12 protein-coding genes are annotated in these 17,224 nt (G+C 51.6%); 2 read left to right on the top strand and 10 right to left on the bottom strand.

Annotation, left to right across the window (positions count from 1 at the left end):
* Both B036_RS32295 and B036_RS29875 read right to left on the bottom strand, forming a co-directional pair.
* On the bottom strand, positions 1 to 2,765 hold a 2,765-nt coding region (locus tag B036_RS32295; RefSeq protein WP_455014822.1), incomplete at its 3' end, for a M14 family zinc carboxypeptidase.
* 1,129 nt (positions 2,766 to 3,894) lie between these two features.
* Entirely contained in the window at positions 3,895 to 5,106 is a 1,212-nt protein-coding gene (locus tag B036_RS29875; RefSeq protein ID WP_020570070.1) for a sterol desaturase family protein, read from the bottom strand.
* A gap of 573 nt (positions 5,107 to 5,679) precedes the next feature.
* Here B036_RS29875 and B036_RS0117690 point away from each other — a divergent pair.
* Positions 5,680 to 6,360: a transposase gene (locus B036_RS0117690; RefSeq protein ID WP_157472201.1), complete on the top strand. Its 681-nt coding sequence runs from the start codon at positions 5,680 to 5,682 to the stop codon at positions 6,358 to 6,360.
* A 214-nt stretch (positions 6,361 to 6,574) separates the two neighbouring features.
* On the opposite strand, the gene B036_RS0117685 is transcribed toward B036_RS0117690, so the two are convergent.
* The 4 genes from B036_RS0117685 to B036_RS0117670 all read right to left on the bottom strand — a co-directional run bounded on the left by B036_RS0117685 (position 6,575) and on the right by B036_RS0117670 (position 12,584).
* Positions 6,575 to 9,115 (bottom strand): ribonucleoside-diphosphate reductase subunit alpha, encoded by a 2,541-nt coding sequence (locus B036_RS0117685; protein WP_020570068.1) that lies wholly within the window; start codon positions 9,113 to 9,115, stop codon positions 6,575 to 6,577.
* Positions 9,116 to 9,415: 300 nt separating this feature from the next.
* Complete coding sequence (locus B036_RS0117680; RefSeq protein WP_020570067.1) at positions 9,416 to 10,393, bottom strand: ribonucleotide-diphosphate reductase subunit beta; 978 nt, start codon at positions 10,391 to 10,393, stop codon at positions 9,416 to 9,418.
* Positions 10,394 to 10,991: 598 nt separating this feature from the next.
* On the bottom strand, positions 10,992 to 12,038 hold the full coding sequence (locus tag B036_RS29870; protein WP_020570066.1) for a Gfo/Idh/MocA family protein: 1,047 nt from the start codon (positions 12,036 to 12,038) through the stop codon (positions 10,992 to 10,994).
* A gap of 114 nt (positions 12,039 to 12,152) precedes the next feature.
* Complete coding sequence (locus B036_RS0117670; RefSeq protein WP_020570065.1) at positions 12,153 to 12,584, bottom strand: hypothetical protein; 432 nt, start codon at positions 12,582 to 12,584, stop codon at positions 12,153 to 12,155.
* Between the two features lie 105 nt (positions 12,585 to 12,689).
* Here B036_RS0117670 and B036_RS0117665 point away from each other — a divergent pair, with 105 nt between their 5' ends.
* Positions 12,690 to 13,031, top strand: a complete 342-nt coding sequence (locus B036_RS0117665; protein ID WP_157472200.1) for a hypothetical protein — start codon at positions 12,690 to 12,692, stop codon at positions 13,029 to 13,031.
* A gap of 327 nt (positions 13,032 to 13,358) precedes the next feature.
* Here the strand turns inward: B036_RS0117665 and B036_RS0117660 are convergent, their stop codons facing one another.
* The 4 genes from B036_RS0117660 to rpsI all read right to left on the bottom strand — a co-directional run bounded on the left by B036_RS0117660 (position 13,359) and on the right by rpsI (position 17,101).
* On the bottom strand, positions 13,359 to 14,654 hold the full coding sequence (locus B036_RS0117660) for a T9SS type A sorting domain-containing protein (protein ID WP_020570063.1): 1,296 nt from the start codon (positions 14,652 to 14,654) through the stop codon (positions 13,359 to 13,361).
* 215 nt (positions 14,655 to 14,869) lie between these two features.
* Positions 14,870 to 15,700: a translation elongation factor Ts gene (gene tsf / locus B036_RS0117655; protein ID WP_020570062.1), complete on the bottom strand. Its 831-nt coding sequence runs from the start codon at positions 15,698 to 15,700 to the stop codon at positions 14,870 to 14,872.
* 92 nt (positions 15,701 to 15,792) lie between these two features.
* Positions 15,793 to 16,566, bottom strand: a complete 774-nt coding sequence (gene rpsB / locus B036_RS0117650; protein ID WP_020570061.1) for a 30S ribosomal protein S2 — start codon at positions 16,564 to 16,566, stop codon at positions 15,793 to 15,795.
* 145 nt (positions 16,567 to 16,711) lie between these two features.
* Positions 16,712 to 17,101 (bottom strand): 30S ribosomal protein S9, encoded by a 390-nt coding sequence (gene rpsI, locus B036_RS0117645; RefSeq protein ID WP_020570060.1) that lies wholly within the window; start codon positions 17,099 to 17,101, stop codon positions 16,712 to 16,714.
* Positions 17,102 to 17,224: the final 123 nt, after the last annotated feature.

The raw sequence follows: 17,224 nt of genomic DNA, 5'->3' as shown, positions 1-17,224 counted from the left end.
CCACAGTCGACGCCCGTTTCGTTACCGTTCTGGATGCCGTCCGTACAGGTCGGACAAGCAGCACAATCAGGGCCACCACAGTCGACGCCCGTTTCATTACCATTCTGGATACCGTCGAAACAAGTTATACAGGCAGCACAATCAGGACCGCCACAGTCGACGCCCGTTTCATTGCCATTCTGGATACCGTCCGTACAGGTCGGACAAGCAGCACAGTCAGGACCGCCACAGTCGACGCCCGTCTCATTGCCATTCTGGATACCGTCCGTACAGGTCGGACAAGCAGCACAATCCGGTCCGCCACAGTCGACGCCCGTTTCATTACCATTCTGAATGCCGTCCGTACAGGTAGGACAAGCAGCACAATCAGGGCCGCCACAGTCGACGCCCGTTTCGTTACCGTTCTGGATGCCGTCCGTACAGGTAGGGCAAGCAGCACAATCAGGGCCGCCACAGTCGACGCCCGTCTCATTGCCATTCTGGATGCCATCAGAACAAGTTATACAAGCAGCACAATCCGGTCCTCCACAGTCGACGCCCGTTTCATTACCATTCTGGATACCNATACAAGCAGCACAATCCGGTCCTCCACAGTCGACGCCCGTTTCATTACCATTCTGGATACCGTCCGTACAGGTAGGGCAAGCAGCACAATCAGGGCCACCACAGTCGACGCCCGTTTCATTGCCATTCTGGATGCCATCAGAACAAGTTATACAAGCAGCACAATCCGGTCCNCAAGCAGCACAATCAGGGCCACCACAGTCGACGCCCGTTTCATTGCCATTCTGGATGCCATCAGAACAAGTTATACAAGCAGCACAATCCGGTCCGCCACAGTCGACGCCCGTTTCATTACCATTCTGGATGCCGTCCGTACAGGTCGGGCAAGCAGCACAATCAGGGCCGCCACAGTCGACGCCCGTTTCGTTACCGTTCTGGATGCCGTCCGTACAGGTAGGACAAGCGGCACAGTCGGGGCCGCCACAGTCGACGCCCGTCTCATTGCCGTTCTGAATACCGTCCGAACACGTAGGACAAGCAGCACAATCAGGGCCACCACAGTCGACGTCCGTCTCATTACCATTTTGGATACCGTCTGAACAAGTCGGAGCGGTTACATAATCCACCACTTTAAAATCGTCAAAATAAAAGCCATCCGGGTTGGTACCTCCGCCAAAATTAGCGAAACGGAACCGTACAGATTGACCTGCGAAAGAACTCAGATCTATTACCTGATAAGTCCACCGCTCATTACCAACGTAAGCAGGACCACCATTGGCGGTGCCCATTCCGGAGGCCGATAGGTTAGACCAACCGCCACCATTGACTGAAATCTGTAAGCGCGTATATTTTTGGTACATCGACCATTTTGCCGCAAATTCCAGCTGAGGATTGGTAGTTCCAGCGAGCGAGATGGCAGCGTTAGTAGAGAAATTTCTGTTTCCGGAAGCATGGCTGATGCGTGAATCAACGAAACAGCTTGAACCGGTGTAGGCATCCTCCGTAGAGGTTTGCCACGTTGATCCGCTACCACCATTACTCCATGCACCACTACCAGATTCCGCATCGTCGCTGAAAAGAATTGTTGGTGTGCCTACGGTAAGTTGGAAGGAATCCGAATCAGAAATAACACCATCCTGGCTAACGTCAACAAAGAAGGTAACCACCGTTCCCGCAGGGACGGAAGGGTCTACGTTAAAGCTGAAAGAAGAAGCGTTGGTTGCAAATGCTCTGGATGCAATATTGCCGTAAGACTGGCTACCTGCGGCAGCCGTTACACCGGCATTATCCGTCGTTACTACAACATTTACCCCTTGAGCGGTACGCGTCAAGCCTTTATTCTTGATAGTAATATCGAAATCAAGCGGGGCGACACTTGAGAGCCCCTGGCTGCTTGTCACCGTAAAGCCTTGGTAGTCAGCAAGTGCACCAGCAACCCAACAAGCATACTCGTAGGGCTTAATCTGTTCATTAACCAGTGGAAGTATTTCAGGAATAGAGGGCCAAAATCCGGTTGTACCGATTTCCGGTGTCCAGGTTAATGCGCCTAATTCTTCGTACAACCAGCCTTGCGTCGTTCCGCTTACGTAGCCCAGGATGATGTCCGCGTCTCCGTGGATGTACTCGTTTTCTTGCATACAGTCGTTCATCAACTCAGCGTGGATGGCAAAGTCAGCACGATTGTTACTAAAGTCGGGTCCCAACCAGTATCCCCCCGAAGTATGCGTTGTGTAGGCAATTGGAGCGGCTACAGACGTTGCGAAATCACGAATAGCCTGGGCTTCTGGTTCAGAAAAAGGAGCGGTTCCATGGTAGCTATCGGAACAAGGATTACTGCTTGACGCATTTGACCAATCAGTATCATAATTACGGTTAATGTCTACACCGCGGCAGGAGGACCCGGAATTGACCCGGCGATTTTTCCGCCAAAGGCCTCCCCCATTAGGGTTGGTAGAGCGGTTGTACTCATAGCCATCAGGGTTAACGACGGGGACCACAAAAATTTCCCGGTTTTCGACAATGTACTGAAGGCCAGGGTCCGTGGAGTACCCCTCCAGCAAGTGGAACATATAATTAATGACCGTAGCCATTGCTGCTGGCTCACGGGCGTGATGCAGTGCATCAAAGTATACGGGTGCTTCGGCAGCGCTTTCATCTGTGTCTGGGTTATCGGAGATTTTCACTGCCCAAATGGTACGTCCCTGACCGGAGGTACCGATGCTGAATTTATCCGTGATCAACGTAGGATAAAGTGCCTTCATTTCATCCAACTGGGCCACCACTTCAGCGTACGTGTAAAAGCCTCCCATACTGCCTAGTTCAAAACCGGAGGTAGTCTTTTCCGATTCCAGGATTGGGTTGGCGGCCAGGTAATCGAGGTTTCTACGCTCGATGGCACTCGCCATATCGTCAACCGTTACTTTGAAAGTAACGCCGTTATTCCGTAAAATCTGGAGTTCCCCCTTAGGCAGTAAGACGCGGTTAACACCAAGTTCAGGGTGGAAGTGATCCAGGTCCAGGCCTAACTGAAGGAAGGTCTCTACCTCTGATTTGTCCTGAAATACAACTTCGACCTCCGAATAAATTTCGGGGTCATTTCCAAATGCCACGTCAGCTTTTTCCACCGACCAAATCAGTGCGTCGGGGTAAACGGCGGCCGTGGCCTGAGCAGGATAATGGATGTCGCCAGCTGCTTCAAACAGGAAGGACCTTATGAGATCGTTACCGTTAAGTGCGGGAGCTAAAATGCCGCCAACAAACAGGCTAAGCAACAGGAGTTTGAGCGTCCACTGGCCTGAGCCTGTGGGATAAATAGGTAAAACTTTCTTCACGAGAGACACTGTTTTAGAGCTGCAAATAGCTCCGATTACACTAAAATAAAGACAACTAACCAAATAATTGAAAAGATAAACCTCTGATTTGCAATCACGGACGGTGTTTACACATACAGAATTACTTGCATGACCTGGACAAGGTCAAAAACAAGGTCAAATCAACCATCACAAAAAAAGAAAAGGTACCTCTGAGGACAGATTTGAGGTAATTAGGTAAGCTTAATTTTTCATGATATATGGCCAAATGCCTAAAATTCAATGATAAAAGTAACATTAAATTCCGTATCAAAAAAAGAAAAGCAGATTTCTCGGTTGATTTTAAGGTCATAGACAACAGAAAAACTTGTTTTATTTAACCTTTTCTAAAAAAATCAATGGCTACCAAAATCACTTTGGCGGGGCCGCAGGTAAAAAAGCCGGACCAGAGCGATGCGTAAAATTTCTTCTGTCAGGTCGTTAGGCGGACCAGGGATTGTTGCCCGGCTGGAAAGCGTAGCAGCAGGCCACACCTACTTTGCTCCATAACACTTTTTGCACCTGCGCGCCGTCGCCCAAATCAAACCATCAGGCGCATGCTGTAAAAGTAACTGCGAAACAGCACCAAGGCTGATGCAGCATACATTGTTGCCAAGATCATTAGGAGCACCACCGGCAAGGTTAACCAGAAGTATAGCAGGCCCAGAACCAGTAAAGTGGCCAGGAGCCGGATGACCTCGGACCACAAGATTGCCTCAATATTTCTTTCCAGGATATTCCCTACCTGTGCGGCGGTCCAAAGTACCCATATAACGCCAATGATAAGAATCGGCAGTGGTAAATCGGAACCATACCGAAGTAAGCCATAAACGGCACCGATGGCACCGCTGAACTGGGCTAAAGCATACCACCTGAGGTCTGCCTGCGGCCCCTGGTTGATGGTCGGGCTACCGCCACTGGCCTTAGGCAGGTATTCGGGTAGTTCATCAGGCCGGCCGAAGAGGACACGGCCAGCATCCGACCAGGTGCGGCTGCTGCGCAGCCAGGTAACCAGGTTGCCGTAGTAAACCAGGTTGGCCGTAATCGGATTCAGGCTCGCCGTTGCCTCAGTAGTGCCATATACCGGTTGTAATTCTTCGTCGGCAAAGGTACCGAATAGCCGGTCCCACAAAATGATCAGCGAACCGTAGTTTTTATCAAGGTGTTCCTCCCGGCAGCTGTGGTGGACCCGGTGGTGCGAGGGCGTATTGAGGACAAATTCCGCCCAGGCCGGCAGCTTCCGGACATGCTCGGTATGTAAAAAGAACTGGTAGCCCAAAGACACCGCCTTGCAGCCGATGTATACCGCCGGCGTAATGCCTAGCATGGCCATCGGTATGTAAAAGACAATATCATATAATGGGGAGCTGGAACTCAGCCTGGCGCCCGTGGTAAAGTTCATCTCCTCACTCTGGTGATGTACGATGTGCCCGGCCCACATGAAATTGACCTCGTGGCCCAGCCGGTGCTTCCAGTAATAACAGAATTCATACAGTACAAAGGCCAGCAATATGCCGGGAACATTAGCTGGCAAGGTCACTACGCTGATGTTTTCGTATTGCAATACGTAGGCAATTACAACGATGACGTGGGTCCCAACGCCAACGGCGTACTCCACCATCCCGGCATTGAGGTTGGCCAGGGCGCCCTGAAAAGTATAGGTACCGCCTCCGTGACTTCGTTCGTGCCATAGTTCCATGGCGACGAGTAATAAGAGAACCGGGATAACCATGTAGGTGGGGAAAGAAGCCATTTTATGGGTAGGAATTGGTGGTCATGTAAAAGTGATGACCTGCTCCTCTACGGTAAAATCATTTTTGCAGTGTGTCGAATATGTTTTTATTTAATATCAATTCCACAGCACTTACAATTCTCCGCAAAATGGGTTTATCATCATGGTTCGGCCCTGGATGCTGGCTTTGCTGCACGTTCACCCTGAACCTATTATTGATTAAGGACAGCTTTTATTGGGTAAGAAAGAGCAGACTCGTGGGAAAACCACGTAGATATCGGTAGTGGATTGGGTAGAAATACTCGGTTTAGATATTGTCGCGAACAGGGGCCAGGGTCAATGACTCAAATTATCTTGTATGCGGCAAGTGGCCGATTGGTTCCTGACATAGTACCTACGGGCGACGGCGCGCGGGTGCAGGAGGAAGGCTTAAAGAGCAGGGTAAATTGGCTGCAGATTGCTGGCTCCAGGGAGGGTGGTAAGGCTACCCCATCCTCCATTAAACACAAAAATGGGTTTTTAAAATTTAAAAACTTAATTTGCTTTAATATTGCTTGTAACCTACTTTCACTGAAACGCCCTAACCCATTAACCATGAGAACCCGCAAAGCTATCCGGCTCTCCGGCTACGATTACAGCCGTCCTAATGCCTTCTTCATTACCATCTGCTGTGACCAACACAGGCACCTTTTCGGACCTATTACCAACGGCATGATACACCTCAATGCTTATGGCCACTTTGCGCATGACCAATGGCTTGCCTTGGCGGCTGCTTACCCACATATTGATCTCGGCGAATTCGTGATTATGCCTAACCATATGCATGGGGTGATATATTTGGGGGAATGGGATGCTGCTGATGGGGGCGATGGGGGGCATGGCGATGGCCGCAATGGTGGCAATGGGCGCGCGCGCGATACGGCCGGCGGGGACGATGGGCGCAATGCAGGCGATGTCGATGGGGACGATAAAGCGGGAGGGGGCAAGCCCCTCCCCTACGAGATAAACGATGATGGTGGGGTATGGGAGGGGCTTACCCCTGCCCGTGATATCGCCCCCCCCCCCACCCTATCCGCCATCATCGGTGCCTACAAATCCCTGACCTACCGCGACTGCATGGCCCTCGCCAACACCAACAACGAATGCCTCGGCAAACTCTGGCACCGCAGCTTCTACGAAATCATCATCCGCACGCCGGAGGCGGCCCGGCGCATCCGGCATTACATCCGCAATAATGTGCAGACCTGGGCGCGGGATAAATTTCATGGGGGATGATTTGGGGGCTGGGCTGGGCGGGCATTGCGGGAGGGGGCAAGCCCCTCTCCTACAGGCAAAACAAATGATTGCACGTACGGGAGGGGCTTGCCCCCTCCCGCATTGCACCCGCCTCCCACATTGCGCGCGCCTCCCGCATTGCACCCGCCCAAAAAAATCCCGAAGCCAAAATCATTGGCTCCGGGATTTTTCTTCTAATCAATTTGGGCGATATCTACGCACTACAAGCAATACAATCCGGATCATCCAGACTACAAGCCTTGCCAACGTTCTCCACATCGGCAGCGGTAAGCTCCTCGAAGCCGGCGGCAGCGGGGGAAGGCTTGGCCTCCGCCTTTACTTCCGGTACTTCAGCTAAAGCGACGACGACGGCAGGTTCTGCAACCACTGCATTTGCCTGGGCATCATCACTTTGCACCTGCGGCCCCGCCTTCAGGTTACGCTTGCCTTGCTTCACTTCGCCGTTGCCTTCCTCGCCCTGCTTTGTGAGCGTCTTATCAACGGTGAACTGGATGGCATCGCGCGCAGCCTTGGTACGGAGGTAGTACATGCCGGTTTTGAGGCCCTTAGACCAGGCGTAAAAGTGCATGCTGCTAAGTTTACCGTGGTTGACGTCCTCTACGAAGAGGTTCATCGACTGGCTCTGGCAGATGTAGGCACCACGGTCAGCGGCCATGTCGATCACCACTTTCTGGCTGATCTCCCAGACCGTCTTGTACAGGTCGCGGAGGTGTTGTGGTACGTCGGTGAACGACGCGATGGAACCGTTGGATTGCATCAGGCGGTTACGCATGCTGTTATCCCAGAGGCCAAGGCCGATCAGGTCGTGCAGCAGGTGCTTATTGACGACCACAAACTCACCGGAAAGCGTCCGGCGGGTGTACATGTTGGAACTGTAAGCCTCGAAACATTCGTTGTTACCAAGGATCTGGCTGGTGGAGGCCGTCGGCATTGGTGCAACAAGCAAGCTGTTGCGCATACCGTGCTTGGCGAGGTCCTTTTTCAGACCGGCCCAGTCCCAGCGGTCGCTGGGGGTTACGCCCCAAAGATCGAACTGAAGTTCGCCCTTGCTGGCAGGACTACCGGGGTAAGTTTGGTAGTGTCCTTCTTTCTTAGCCAACTCGATGGACTCCGTACAGGCTGCAAAGTACATCGCTTCGAAGATATCCTTGTTCATCTGCCGCGCCTCCGGAGAGTCGAACGGCATGCGCATCATGATGAAGGCATCTGCCAGCCCCTGAACGCCGAGGCCGATCGGGCGGTGGCGCATGTTGGAGGTACGCGCCTCCTCGATAGGGTAGTAGTTCCGGTCAATGACCTTGTTCAGGTTACGGGTCACCACGCGGGTGATTTCCACGAGGCGATCAAAATCGTAGGTCTTGTCTTCCTTCACGTACTTGGGCAGCGCCAGGCTGGCCAGGTTACACACGGCCACCTCGTCGGGGCTGGTGTATTCCATGATCTCCGTACAGAGATTTGAGCTCCGGATGGTACCGAGGTTCTGCTGGTTGGATTTCTTGTTGGCCGCGTCCTTATATAGGATGTAAGGCGTACCGGTTTCGATCTGACTGTCGAGGATGGCCGTCCACAGGTCACGGGCCTTGACGGTCTTGACCGCCTTGCCCTCGGCTTCGTACTGGTGGTACAGGGCTTCGAATTCGCCGGAGTGCACATCGAACAAGCCTTTCGCTTCACTGGGGTCGAAGAGGCTCCAGTCGGCGTCAGCCTTGATGCGCTCCATGAACAGGTCATTCATCCACAAGGCGTAGAAGAGGTCGCGCGCGCGCATTTCTTCCTTACCGTGGTTCTTCTTCAGTTCCAGGAACTCGAACATATCAGCGTGCCATGGTTCCAGGTAAACGGCGAAGGCGCCCTTGCGCTTGCCACCACCCTGGTCAACGTAGCGCGCGGTATCGTTAAATACCTTCAGCATCGGCACGATGCCGTTGGAGGTACCACCGGTACCTTTGATGTAACTGCCCGTAGCCCGGATGTTGTGGATGCTGAGACCAATACCGCCAGCACTCTGGCTGATGCGCGCACAGCGGCGCAGTGTTTCGAAGATCCCCTCGATGCTGTCGTCCGTCATACTGAGGAGGAAGCAGGAGCTCATCTGTGGCTTTGGCGTACCTGAGTTGAACAGGGTAGGCGTAGCGTGGATGAACCACTTCTCGCTCATCAGCTGGTAAGTCTGGATGACGGAGTCAATGTCTTCCTGGTGGATGCCGACGGCAACGCGCATCAGCATTTGCTGGGGGCGTTCCACCACGGCACCGTCCATGCGCATCAGGTAGCTGCGCTCGAGGGTTTTGTAGCCAAAGTAGTCGAATTCGAAGTCGCGGTCGTAGATGATGGCCGCGTCGAGCTTCGCTTCATTGTCGCGGATCACCTGCATGGTATCGTCACCGATGAGGCCGGCAGCTTCGCCGGTCTTGGGGTCAACGTAGTTGTACAGAGCCTCCATGGTAGCGGAGAACGACTTGTCGGTTTCTTTGTGCAGGTTAGAGATCGCGATACGGGCAGCGAGTTGCGCGTAGTCGGGGTGCACGGTGCTCATACTGGCGGCCGTTTCGGCTGCGAGGTTGTCGAGCTCGACGGTGGTAACGCCGTCGTAGAGGCCCTGGATGACCTTCTTGGTTACGTTGATGTGGTCGACGAAGTTCTCGTCAAGCCCGTAACAAAGCTTCTTGATGCGGGCGGTGATTTTATCGAAGGAGACGTCCTCGGGACGGCCGGAGCGCTTGATGACTTTCATTGAGTTGGTGTGTTTTTGAGTCGCTGAGTTGGTGAGTTGCTACCGCACGAGGCAGGCGGGGCAGGTGTGAGGAGTGAGTTAGCGAGCTGTGCGTCGCTGAGTTGCTCCGCATGTGGTAGGCGGGGCAGGTGTGAGAAGTTAGGCAAGCGTTGCATTATGGGCGCGGCCGCAGGTGCAAAGTGGGTTTTTGAGTCACTGAGTTGGTGAGTTGCTGCCGTACGAGGTAGGCGAACGAGCGAAGCAAAGTGAGTGGAAGCAGCGGTAGCCACTCGGCAACTCACCAACTCAGCAATTCAATGACTAGAAGTCCTCGTCGAGGCTAAAGACCTGCTTATCCCGGTCAGAGGTAACACCAGCTTTCTGGTACTCCCCTACCCGCTTCTCGAAGAAGTTGGTCTTCCCCTGCAGGTTGATCATGTCCATCCATGGGAAAGGATTTTCAGCATTCCATACTTTCTGTTCGCCAAGTTCCACCAGAAGGCGGTCGGCAACGAACTCAATGTACTGGCACATCATGTCGGCGTTCATGCCGATCAGGTTAACTGGCAGGGAATCTGAGACAAATTCTTTTTCGATTTCCACCGCATCTTTAATGATACCGGTAACTACGCCCGGGGCCAGCTGATTAACGATGTGCTTGGTGTAGAGCAGGCAGGCAAAATCGCAGTGCATACCCTCGTCCCGGCTGATCAGTTCATTGGAGAAGGTCAGTCCTGGCATCAGGCCACGCTTCTTAAGCCAGAAGATAGAGCAGAACGATCCGGAGAAGAAGATACCCTCAACGGCGGCAAAGGCAATAATTCGCTCGGCGAAGTTGCCATTGTCGATCCAGCGCAGGGCCCATTCGGCCTTTTTCTGCACGCAGGGCATTGTTTCGATGGCGTTGAAGAGGTAGTCTTTCTCTTTAGGATCGCTGATGTAGGTATCGATCAGTAGACTATAAGTCTCGGAATGGATATTTTCCATCATGATCTGGAACCCATAGAAGAACTTGGCTTCGGTGTACTGAACTTCTGAAAGGAAGTTCTCCGCCAGATTTTCGTTCACGATGCCGTCGGAGGCAGCGAAGAAAGCCAGCACATGTTTGATGAAGTGCCGCTCGTTGTCGTTGAGTTTATTGTTCCAGTCGGCAAGGTCGGCACTGAGGTCGATCTCTTCGGCGGTCCAGAAACAAGCTTCGTTGTCTTTGTAGTATTTCCAGATGTCGTCGTGCTCGATGGGAAAGAGGACGAAACGACCATCATTTTCGGTGAGGATTGGCTCTAGCTTTGCATTCATTAGGCAGAAACAGGTAAAAAGATGATAAAAATCGAATTAAAAAATCTTGGTATCAGTAAGAAAGAACGAGCCGTCGGAAGTCTACCTGCTTCATGACCGGATGGCCAGCGGAAGAAAGAATAGTAAAAACCGAGGTCGTGAGAAAAGTGTGAATGTAGAAGCCGCAGCCAATAAGGGCTTAGGCTAACTAAGGCGGCATCCATTCCGGAGAGGGAGTATGCCGCCTTAGCCTAAGTGGTATCAGTAATAAAGAACAGCGAAGAAAAACATAAAAAATGTTGTTTTCCCTCGTACAATGGCTAAGGTAAACTAAAGATTAAGAGATTTTCACCTTAGTTTTCCACACCGTGTGGAAAAAACATGCTTTTGCGCTGATTATCAATCACTTAACATTTTATCTAATTTTATCCACAATGTGGAAAACGTTTTCAACATGTGGAAAACTCGTCTTTTAGGTGGAAAAACAGCCTAATCAACTGACTAGCACCGTGTTGATTGTAAAGGGAACGGTATCATTTCGAAAGAAAGCGGTAGGCGACCGACCTGTGGAATTCCGCCCGAAAAAAGTAAAGATCAGAAAAACAGGGTGTTTAACCCGTCAATCAGTAATGGTAAAACCGCTATCGGGGCTGGTCACCCCTACCGTTTCAATGATCTCCAGTTGCGCAATCACTTCTTCCAAGGTTACCGCAGGTTTTGCCTTGCCCGTGATCGAGTCGTACATGTTTTCAAATAAGCCCAGCCACCTACCGGCGATGGTCGGGATGGTGCTCCGAAAGACCTCATTGGCCCGCTCCGTATGCAGTATCCCATCCTGCGCTGCCGGTTCCCGGCCGAAATCTGTCGCTAAGGGAGACATACCAGCCTTTAGTTGATCTTCCTGTACGTCGATACCGTATTTGACGTAAGCACCGAGTGTTCCGTGCAGCCGATAGCGTGGAGTGGGTTCCCGTACCAGCAGGCTACAGGACAAGTCAGCGGTAAAGCCATCGTATCTCATTTGGAGGTCAAAAGCATCGGGGATGGTGGAAAATGATCGCTGTATCCAGGTCCGGCCGCTAACTTGGTCGGGAATACCAAAGCAAGCGATCGCCTGGTCAATCAGGTGAGATCCCAGATCGTAGAGCATCCCTGCACCGGGGCCGGGGGTTTCTTTCCAGGCCTTGGCGTTTGGTTCCGGTTTCCAACGATCGTAGCGGGCTTCAAAGGCAACCAACTGGCCAAGTTCTCCGCTCTTTAGTACTTGCCGTACGGTGAGAAAGTCACTGTCCCACCGCCTATTCTGGAAAACAAAAAGCTGAAGCCTACTGGCTTCCGCCAGGTCCCGCAATTCCCGTAGTTCTGCAGCCGTGGCGCAGGCAGGTTTGTCGACCAGTACGTGCTTTCCAGCTTTCAATGCTGCGCGGGCCAATTCGTAGTGGGTGGCATTAGGTGTTGCGATGGCAACCAGGTCGATGGTCTTATCAGAAAAAACCTCCTCCGCAGTTGCCGTTGGCGTGAGGTTGGAGAATACTTCGTGCAACTCCTTTGTCCGACTGGTCATTACCCTGGTTACCCGAAATCCGGAATGGGCTTTAAAAAAAGGAGCCTGCAGGTAGCGACCGGAGAGGCCGTAGCCGAGCAGGGCGACGTTAATGGTGGACATGTAAGTTAGTTGGTTGATTCCAGTAAGATAATATAGAAAGGGGGAAAAACCAGCGCCGGTTATTCCCCCTTTCAATTCTATGATACTTTCAGGTTAGCCTTAACATCCCCCCCCTTACTCAATACTAAACGACAGACCAGTATCCAGTAAGGAAAATTGAGTCGGCAAAACTTCATCGGTCAGGTAGTTGCTGAGGTCAAATTCATAGGTAGCCTGAATTTCCGCCTGGCAGGTAATGCCTCCTGCTGCGGGGTCAGTAAACAACAAGCGGGCCGCACTTTGTGTCGGTAAGCTTTCACCGATCGCACCATCGGTGACCAGGTCCAACTGCCAGGCTTGTGAACCGCATCCGGTTGCGGCAATAGTTACGGTCAGGCATTTACCCGCTACGTTGGCGTCAAGGAGAGCGAAGTTATCGGTGGCATCGTTTGCCCGGTCCGCATTGATGTCAATGGCCGGTCCGCAGCCTGGTAAGGGCGAATCAATTTCGGCTTTATCACAAGCGGTGAATAAGACCAGGAGTAAGAATAGAATCAGATGCTTCATTGTTGTTTGACAATTTGTTGATATCTTGTAAGACGTAAAATGTGAACATCTGCGTTGGCAACTTTTTCTGTATGGGCCCCGGTTTGTGGTTAAATAATTCTTAAGATGACGAGTAAATACTTTACCTGCCCCAAGTGTCATGAGAACACCCCCTTCAAGTCAATGGCCACCGACCGGGTTGAGTTGGAACGAGACAAAGGGGAGAAATTACGCGTTGCTTGTGACCACTGCTACGAGCAAATGACCGTTCACGTCAACGACATCAAAGCAGCGCCCAATAAGGTGATCGCGGGTATCGGCGTTGCTGCCGGAGTGGCCGCTACCGCAGCGCTTTGGCACCTCGGGTTCGTAGCCTGGATCGCGGGTGCGCTCCCCGTCATCATCTACGGTGCTCAGCGAAAGGCCGCAGACACCTTTAACAGCTACAGTATTCGCCGTTCCGAATAGCCATTATGCGGGGTTGTTGCCTGCAATCAACCGTTCCCTGTACCTGCGATCGCGCCTCCTGTTCCACGTTATGGTAGGAGCTACTCAACTGGCATAAAAAACGGGGTGCCACCAAATAGGCAACACCCCGTTCAAATCAAACGAATAGGATCTAGTGTTCTGTCTGGTCAATCTTGTCACATTGCCTGCGGCGTCTTTTCTCCGTTGGCTGCTTTGCTTGAATCCTCATTTAGCTACGGCTAAATTCCGGTTCAAGCGCCTTGCCAGCGGAGAAAACTCACCAGCATTCAATGCGACAGAATTGACCTGACAGAGCACTAGTGTTCATTAACGAATCACCTTTCGGCAAACTGTTTGTTCTTTTCCCGCAACCCGGATCAGGTAGGCACCTACCGGATGCTTTACCAGGTTGAGAGGAACCAGGTTATAGCCTGCCGCCAGGGTATGCTTAGTTTCGGTCAGTACCTTTCCGTTGACATCTATCACGGTTACCATCCAGTCACCTGCTTCCGTTGGATACAGTTCAATATTACTCTGCCCCGAAACTGCCGGATTAGGGAAGAGCTGCCCGGCAACATCCCGGTTCGTTTCGCCTACCAGGGTGATGTCTACGATGGAGGAATAAGCAAAAGCACCGTCGAAGTCCTCCTGACGCAGGCGGTAGTAGTACGCCTGCCCCATCCGCACGTTGCTGTCTTCAAATTCATAATTAATCTGCGTCTCCGCCTCACCGGAGCCATCAACCCAACCAATTGGCGTAAACGAACGCCCATCGGTACTACGCTCCACGGAGAAGCCCCGGTTGTCGGTTTCAGTGGCCGTTGCCCAATCGAGGACCACAGCATCTTTGCGCTGGTTGGCGGCGATATCCATGAATTCAACGGGAAGGGCAGTGCCGGCGGTGAATACGATGTTATCGATGGCAAATTCTTCCGTACTGCTATCGTTATCTACAGTGATTTTTAATTGTGCCCTACATCCTTGATAAGCAGCGAGGTTTTGTGACACAGGAAACCAGGTATCATCAGTTATTCCATTAAGATTTGTTGCTCCGCCACTACCATCTCCATTCGCAAATAGCGGGGTAAGAGTAGTTGCTGAAGGGCAGCCAGTAATTTCAATTTCAATAAGCAGCAGGTCGTTTACGCCGGAAGTCACTTCAAAACCACCGCTAACGATATAATCCATGCTAAACATTGCGTTATTCACTCCGGAGAGGTCAACCAGATCAAAAGTGAGCGTTATCTCCCCATCTGTATCTTCCATCATATATGCCTGAGCGCCTTCGGTTGGGTTTTGTCCCAAATCATCGCTAACCGTAGCGGCACCTGCATACCCGAAAAATTGCCCATCGCTGAACTCAGCAATGTTAGGTCGGGAAGGCGTAAATCTTGCGGAAAATCCCAGGGTAGTTCCTGAAGTCGGAGAAGAAACGGGGACTCCCCCAGCATCTTGAAGATCATGGGCTGAAAAGCGGCTGTCAGGGTCAACGTACTGGCAAATAACCGTAGTACAAGTCTGGGTAGTGGTCAGGTTTTCAAACCCCATAGTGGCCTGGGCCTGAACCCCCTGGCTGCCAGCTATTACAAAAGCAAAAGATATAATTAGGTAAATGTATTTCATGGCACTTGAATTAAAGTTTAGAATCAAAACTAACCAGCCCAATTCCATAAACCTTCTTTACCTCCTAATTTTCAGGTGTTTACCCATATTACAATAGGTAGAAACACCTACTTCTCTTACGATACCTTTCATACAAAAGTCCCCGCTACAGTATTTGTAACGGGGACTCTCAAGTCGTTTCGGCACAAGGCCGTACAGCTAATGTATCGGTGGTTCTAGACCAAGGTTACGTGCTTGAAACTGGTGGCCGCGAGGCCTTTCTCAGACTCCTTAAGGTATTGCGCCACGGTCTTCTTGTTGTCCTTCACGAACATCTGGTTGACCAGCGTATTTTCCTTGTAGAACTTGTTCAGCTTACCCATCGCGATCTTTTCGATCATCGCCTCTGGCTTGCCTTCCTGGCGAGCGAGGTCCTTACCGATTTCGATCTCAGTAGCAATGGTTTTTGCGTCAACGCCATCTTTATCGAGGGCGATCGGCTTCATTGCCGCCACCTGCATGGCTACGTCACGACCAGCGTCGTAGGCAGCGTCAGAAGACTTGCTCAGGCCAACCAGTACACCTGCACGGTTACCCGCGTGGATGTATTCAGCCACCAAAGGAGCTTCCACCTGCTCGTAAGCAGTGACGTTGATCTTTTCGTTGATTTTACCAACCATTTCAGTCACTTTGTCCTGGATAGTGAGGTCACCTTCCATTGGCAGAGCAAAAAGCGCGTCCATATCAGCTGGCTTATTGGCCAGTGCAATGTCTGCAACCTTGTTTGCAAAAGCGATAAAGTCTTCATTCTTAGAAACGAAGTCAGTTTCGCTGCTCAGGCGGATGATGATACCGTAATCCTTGGCATCGTTGATCTTAGCGATAACGGCACCTTCGTTGGCATCGCGATCATCGCGCTTGGCGGCTACTTTTTCGCCACGCTTGCGCAGCACTTCAATGGCCTTTTCGAAATCACCATCGGCTTCAGCCAGTGCTTTCTTACAGTCCATCATTCCGGAACCGGTCATGTCCCGCAATTTCTTTACGTCTTGGGCGGTGATTGCCATAGCGTATAATAATTTTTGTATTTCTAATTTGATTTTGGGGGGAGAATCAGGAACCAGGAGCTAATTTCTAGCTTCTGGTTCCTGATTCTACTCTACTCTGCAGTCGGAGCCGCAGGCTCTGCAGCCGGAGCTGCAGCATCAGGCTTTGCGCCTTCAGCTTTAGCATCTTTCTCTTCACTACGCTCAGCGAGACCCTGCTTAATGCATTCGGTGAGGTAGTTGATGAGGATACCGACAGACTTGCTGGCGTCGTCATTTCCTGGAATCGGGTAGTCGACGCTGCTGGGGTCGGCATTGGTATCAACGATACCGAAAGTCCGCATACCAAGCTTCTTAGCTTCGGCCACGGCGAGGTGCTCGTGTACGATGTCAACCACGAAAATGGCGTTAGGGATACGTCCCATTTCAGAAATACCGCCAAGAACTTTGCTCATCTTCTCATGCTCACGCGTGAGGGTCAGGCGTTCCTTCTTGGTTACGCTGTCCAGGGTACCGTCTGCGAGCATACGCTCGATGTTCTGCATCTTGCGAATAGAACGACGGATGGTGTTGAAGTTGGTCAACATACCACCCTGCCACCGATCGGTAACGTAAGGCATGTTTACTTCCTGGGCGCAGGCCGTAACAACGTCACGGGCTTGCTTCTTGGTAGCAACGAAAAGGATCTTCTTGCCAGCACGGGCGATCTGCCGCATTGCATTACCGGCACGGTCCATAGTGGTCAGCGTGCTGTTCAGATCAATAAGGTGAATACCGTTCTTCTCGCCGAAGATGTAGTTAGACATCTTTGGATTCCACTTGCGGCGCAGGTGGCCGAAGTGAACACCGGCTTCGAGCAGCTCCTGGTGGGTGGGCTTAGTAGCCATGGGTTATTTATTTTCGGTCCGTAGCTGCGATGGAGCTTTGGACTTGGATTAGAGATTGTTCGCCGAGAGGCGAAAATGGTTGCAGTAGTTGCAGGGGTTGCAATTGTTACGCGGCTGCAACACTTGCAACCATTGCAACAACTGTTTAACGCTTGGAGAACTGGAAGCTCTTACGTGCCTTAGGCTTACCGTACTTCTTACGTTCTACGACGCGAGCGTCACGAGTAAGCATTTTCTGGTGCTTCAGGGGTGTTTTGAAATCTTCGTTCAACTTCACCAAAGCGCGGCTGATACCCATACGGATCGCTTCCGCCTGACCTTTGATGCCGCCACCTTTTACGTTCACAGTGATGTCGTAAATGGCATTGTCCACATCAATAATCTGGAAAGGCTGGATAACCCGTGGCTGAATGTGCTTCTGAGGAAAGTGATCTTTGTAGTCCTTACCGTTTACAGTGATCTTTCCAGATCCCTGGGTAAGGTAAACGCGGGCTACGGAAGCCTTGCGTCGGCCGATGGCATTAATTTGCTCCATCTTATTGAATAATTGAATGAGTGAATAATTGAATAACCCTTTCAGGATCAGCTAATCACTCGTGGTTTTTTAATGCGGGAACGCAGGTGCAAAAGAAAGATAGATGAGCGATGCTTCATTCTC

The sequence above is a fragment of the Neolewinella persica DSM 23188 genome (genome assembly GCF_000373105.1).
Lineage (GTDB): Bacteria > Bacteroidota > Bacteroidia > Chitinophagales > Saprospiraceae > Neolewinella > Neolewinella persica.
Note: the sequence above shows the minus strand (reverse complement) of the source record. Positions and strands in the feature narration are given on the sequence as shown.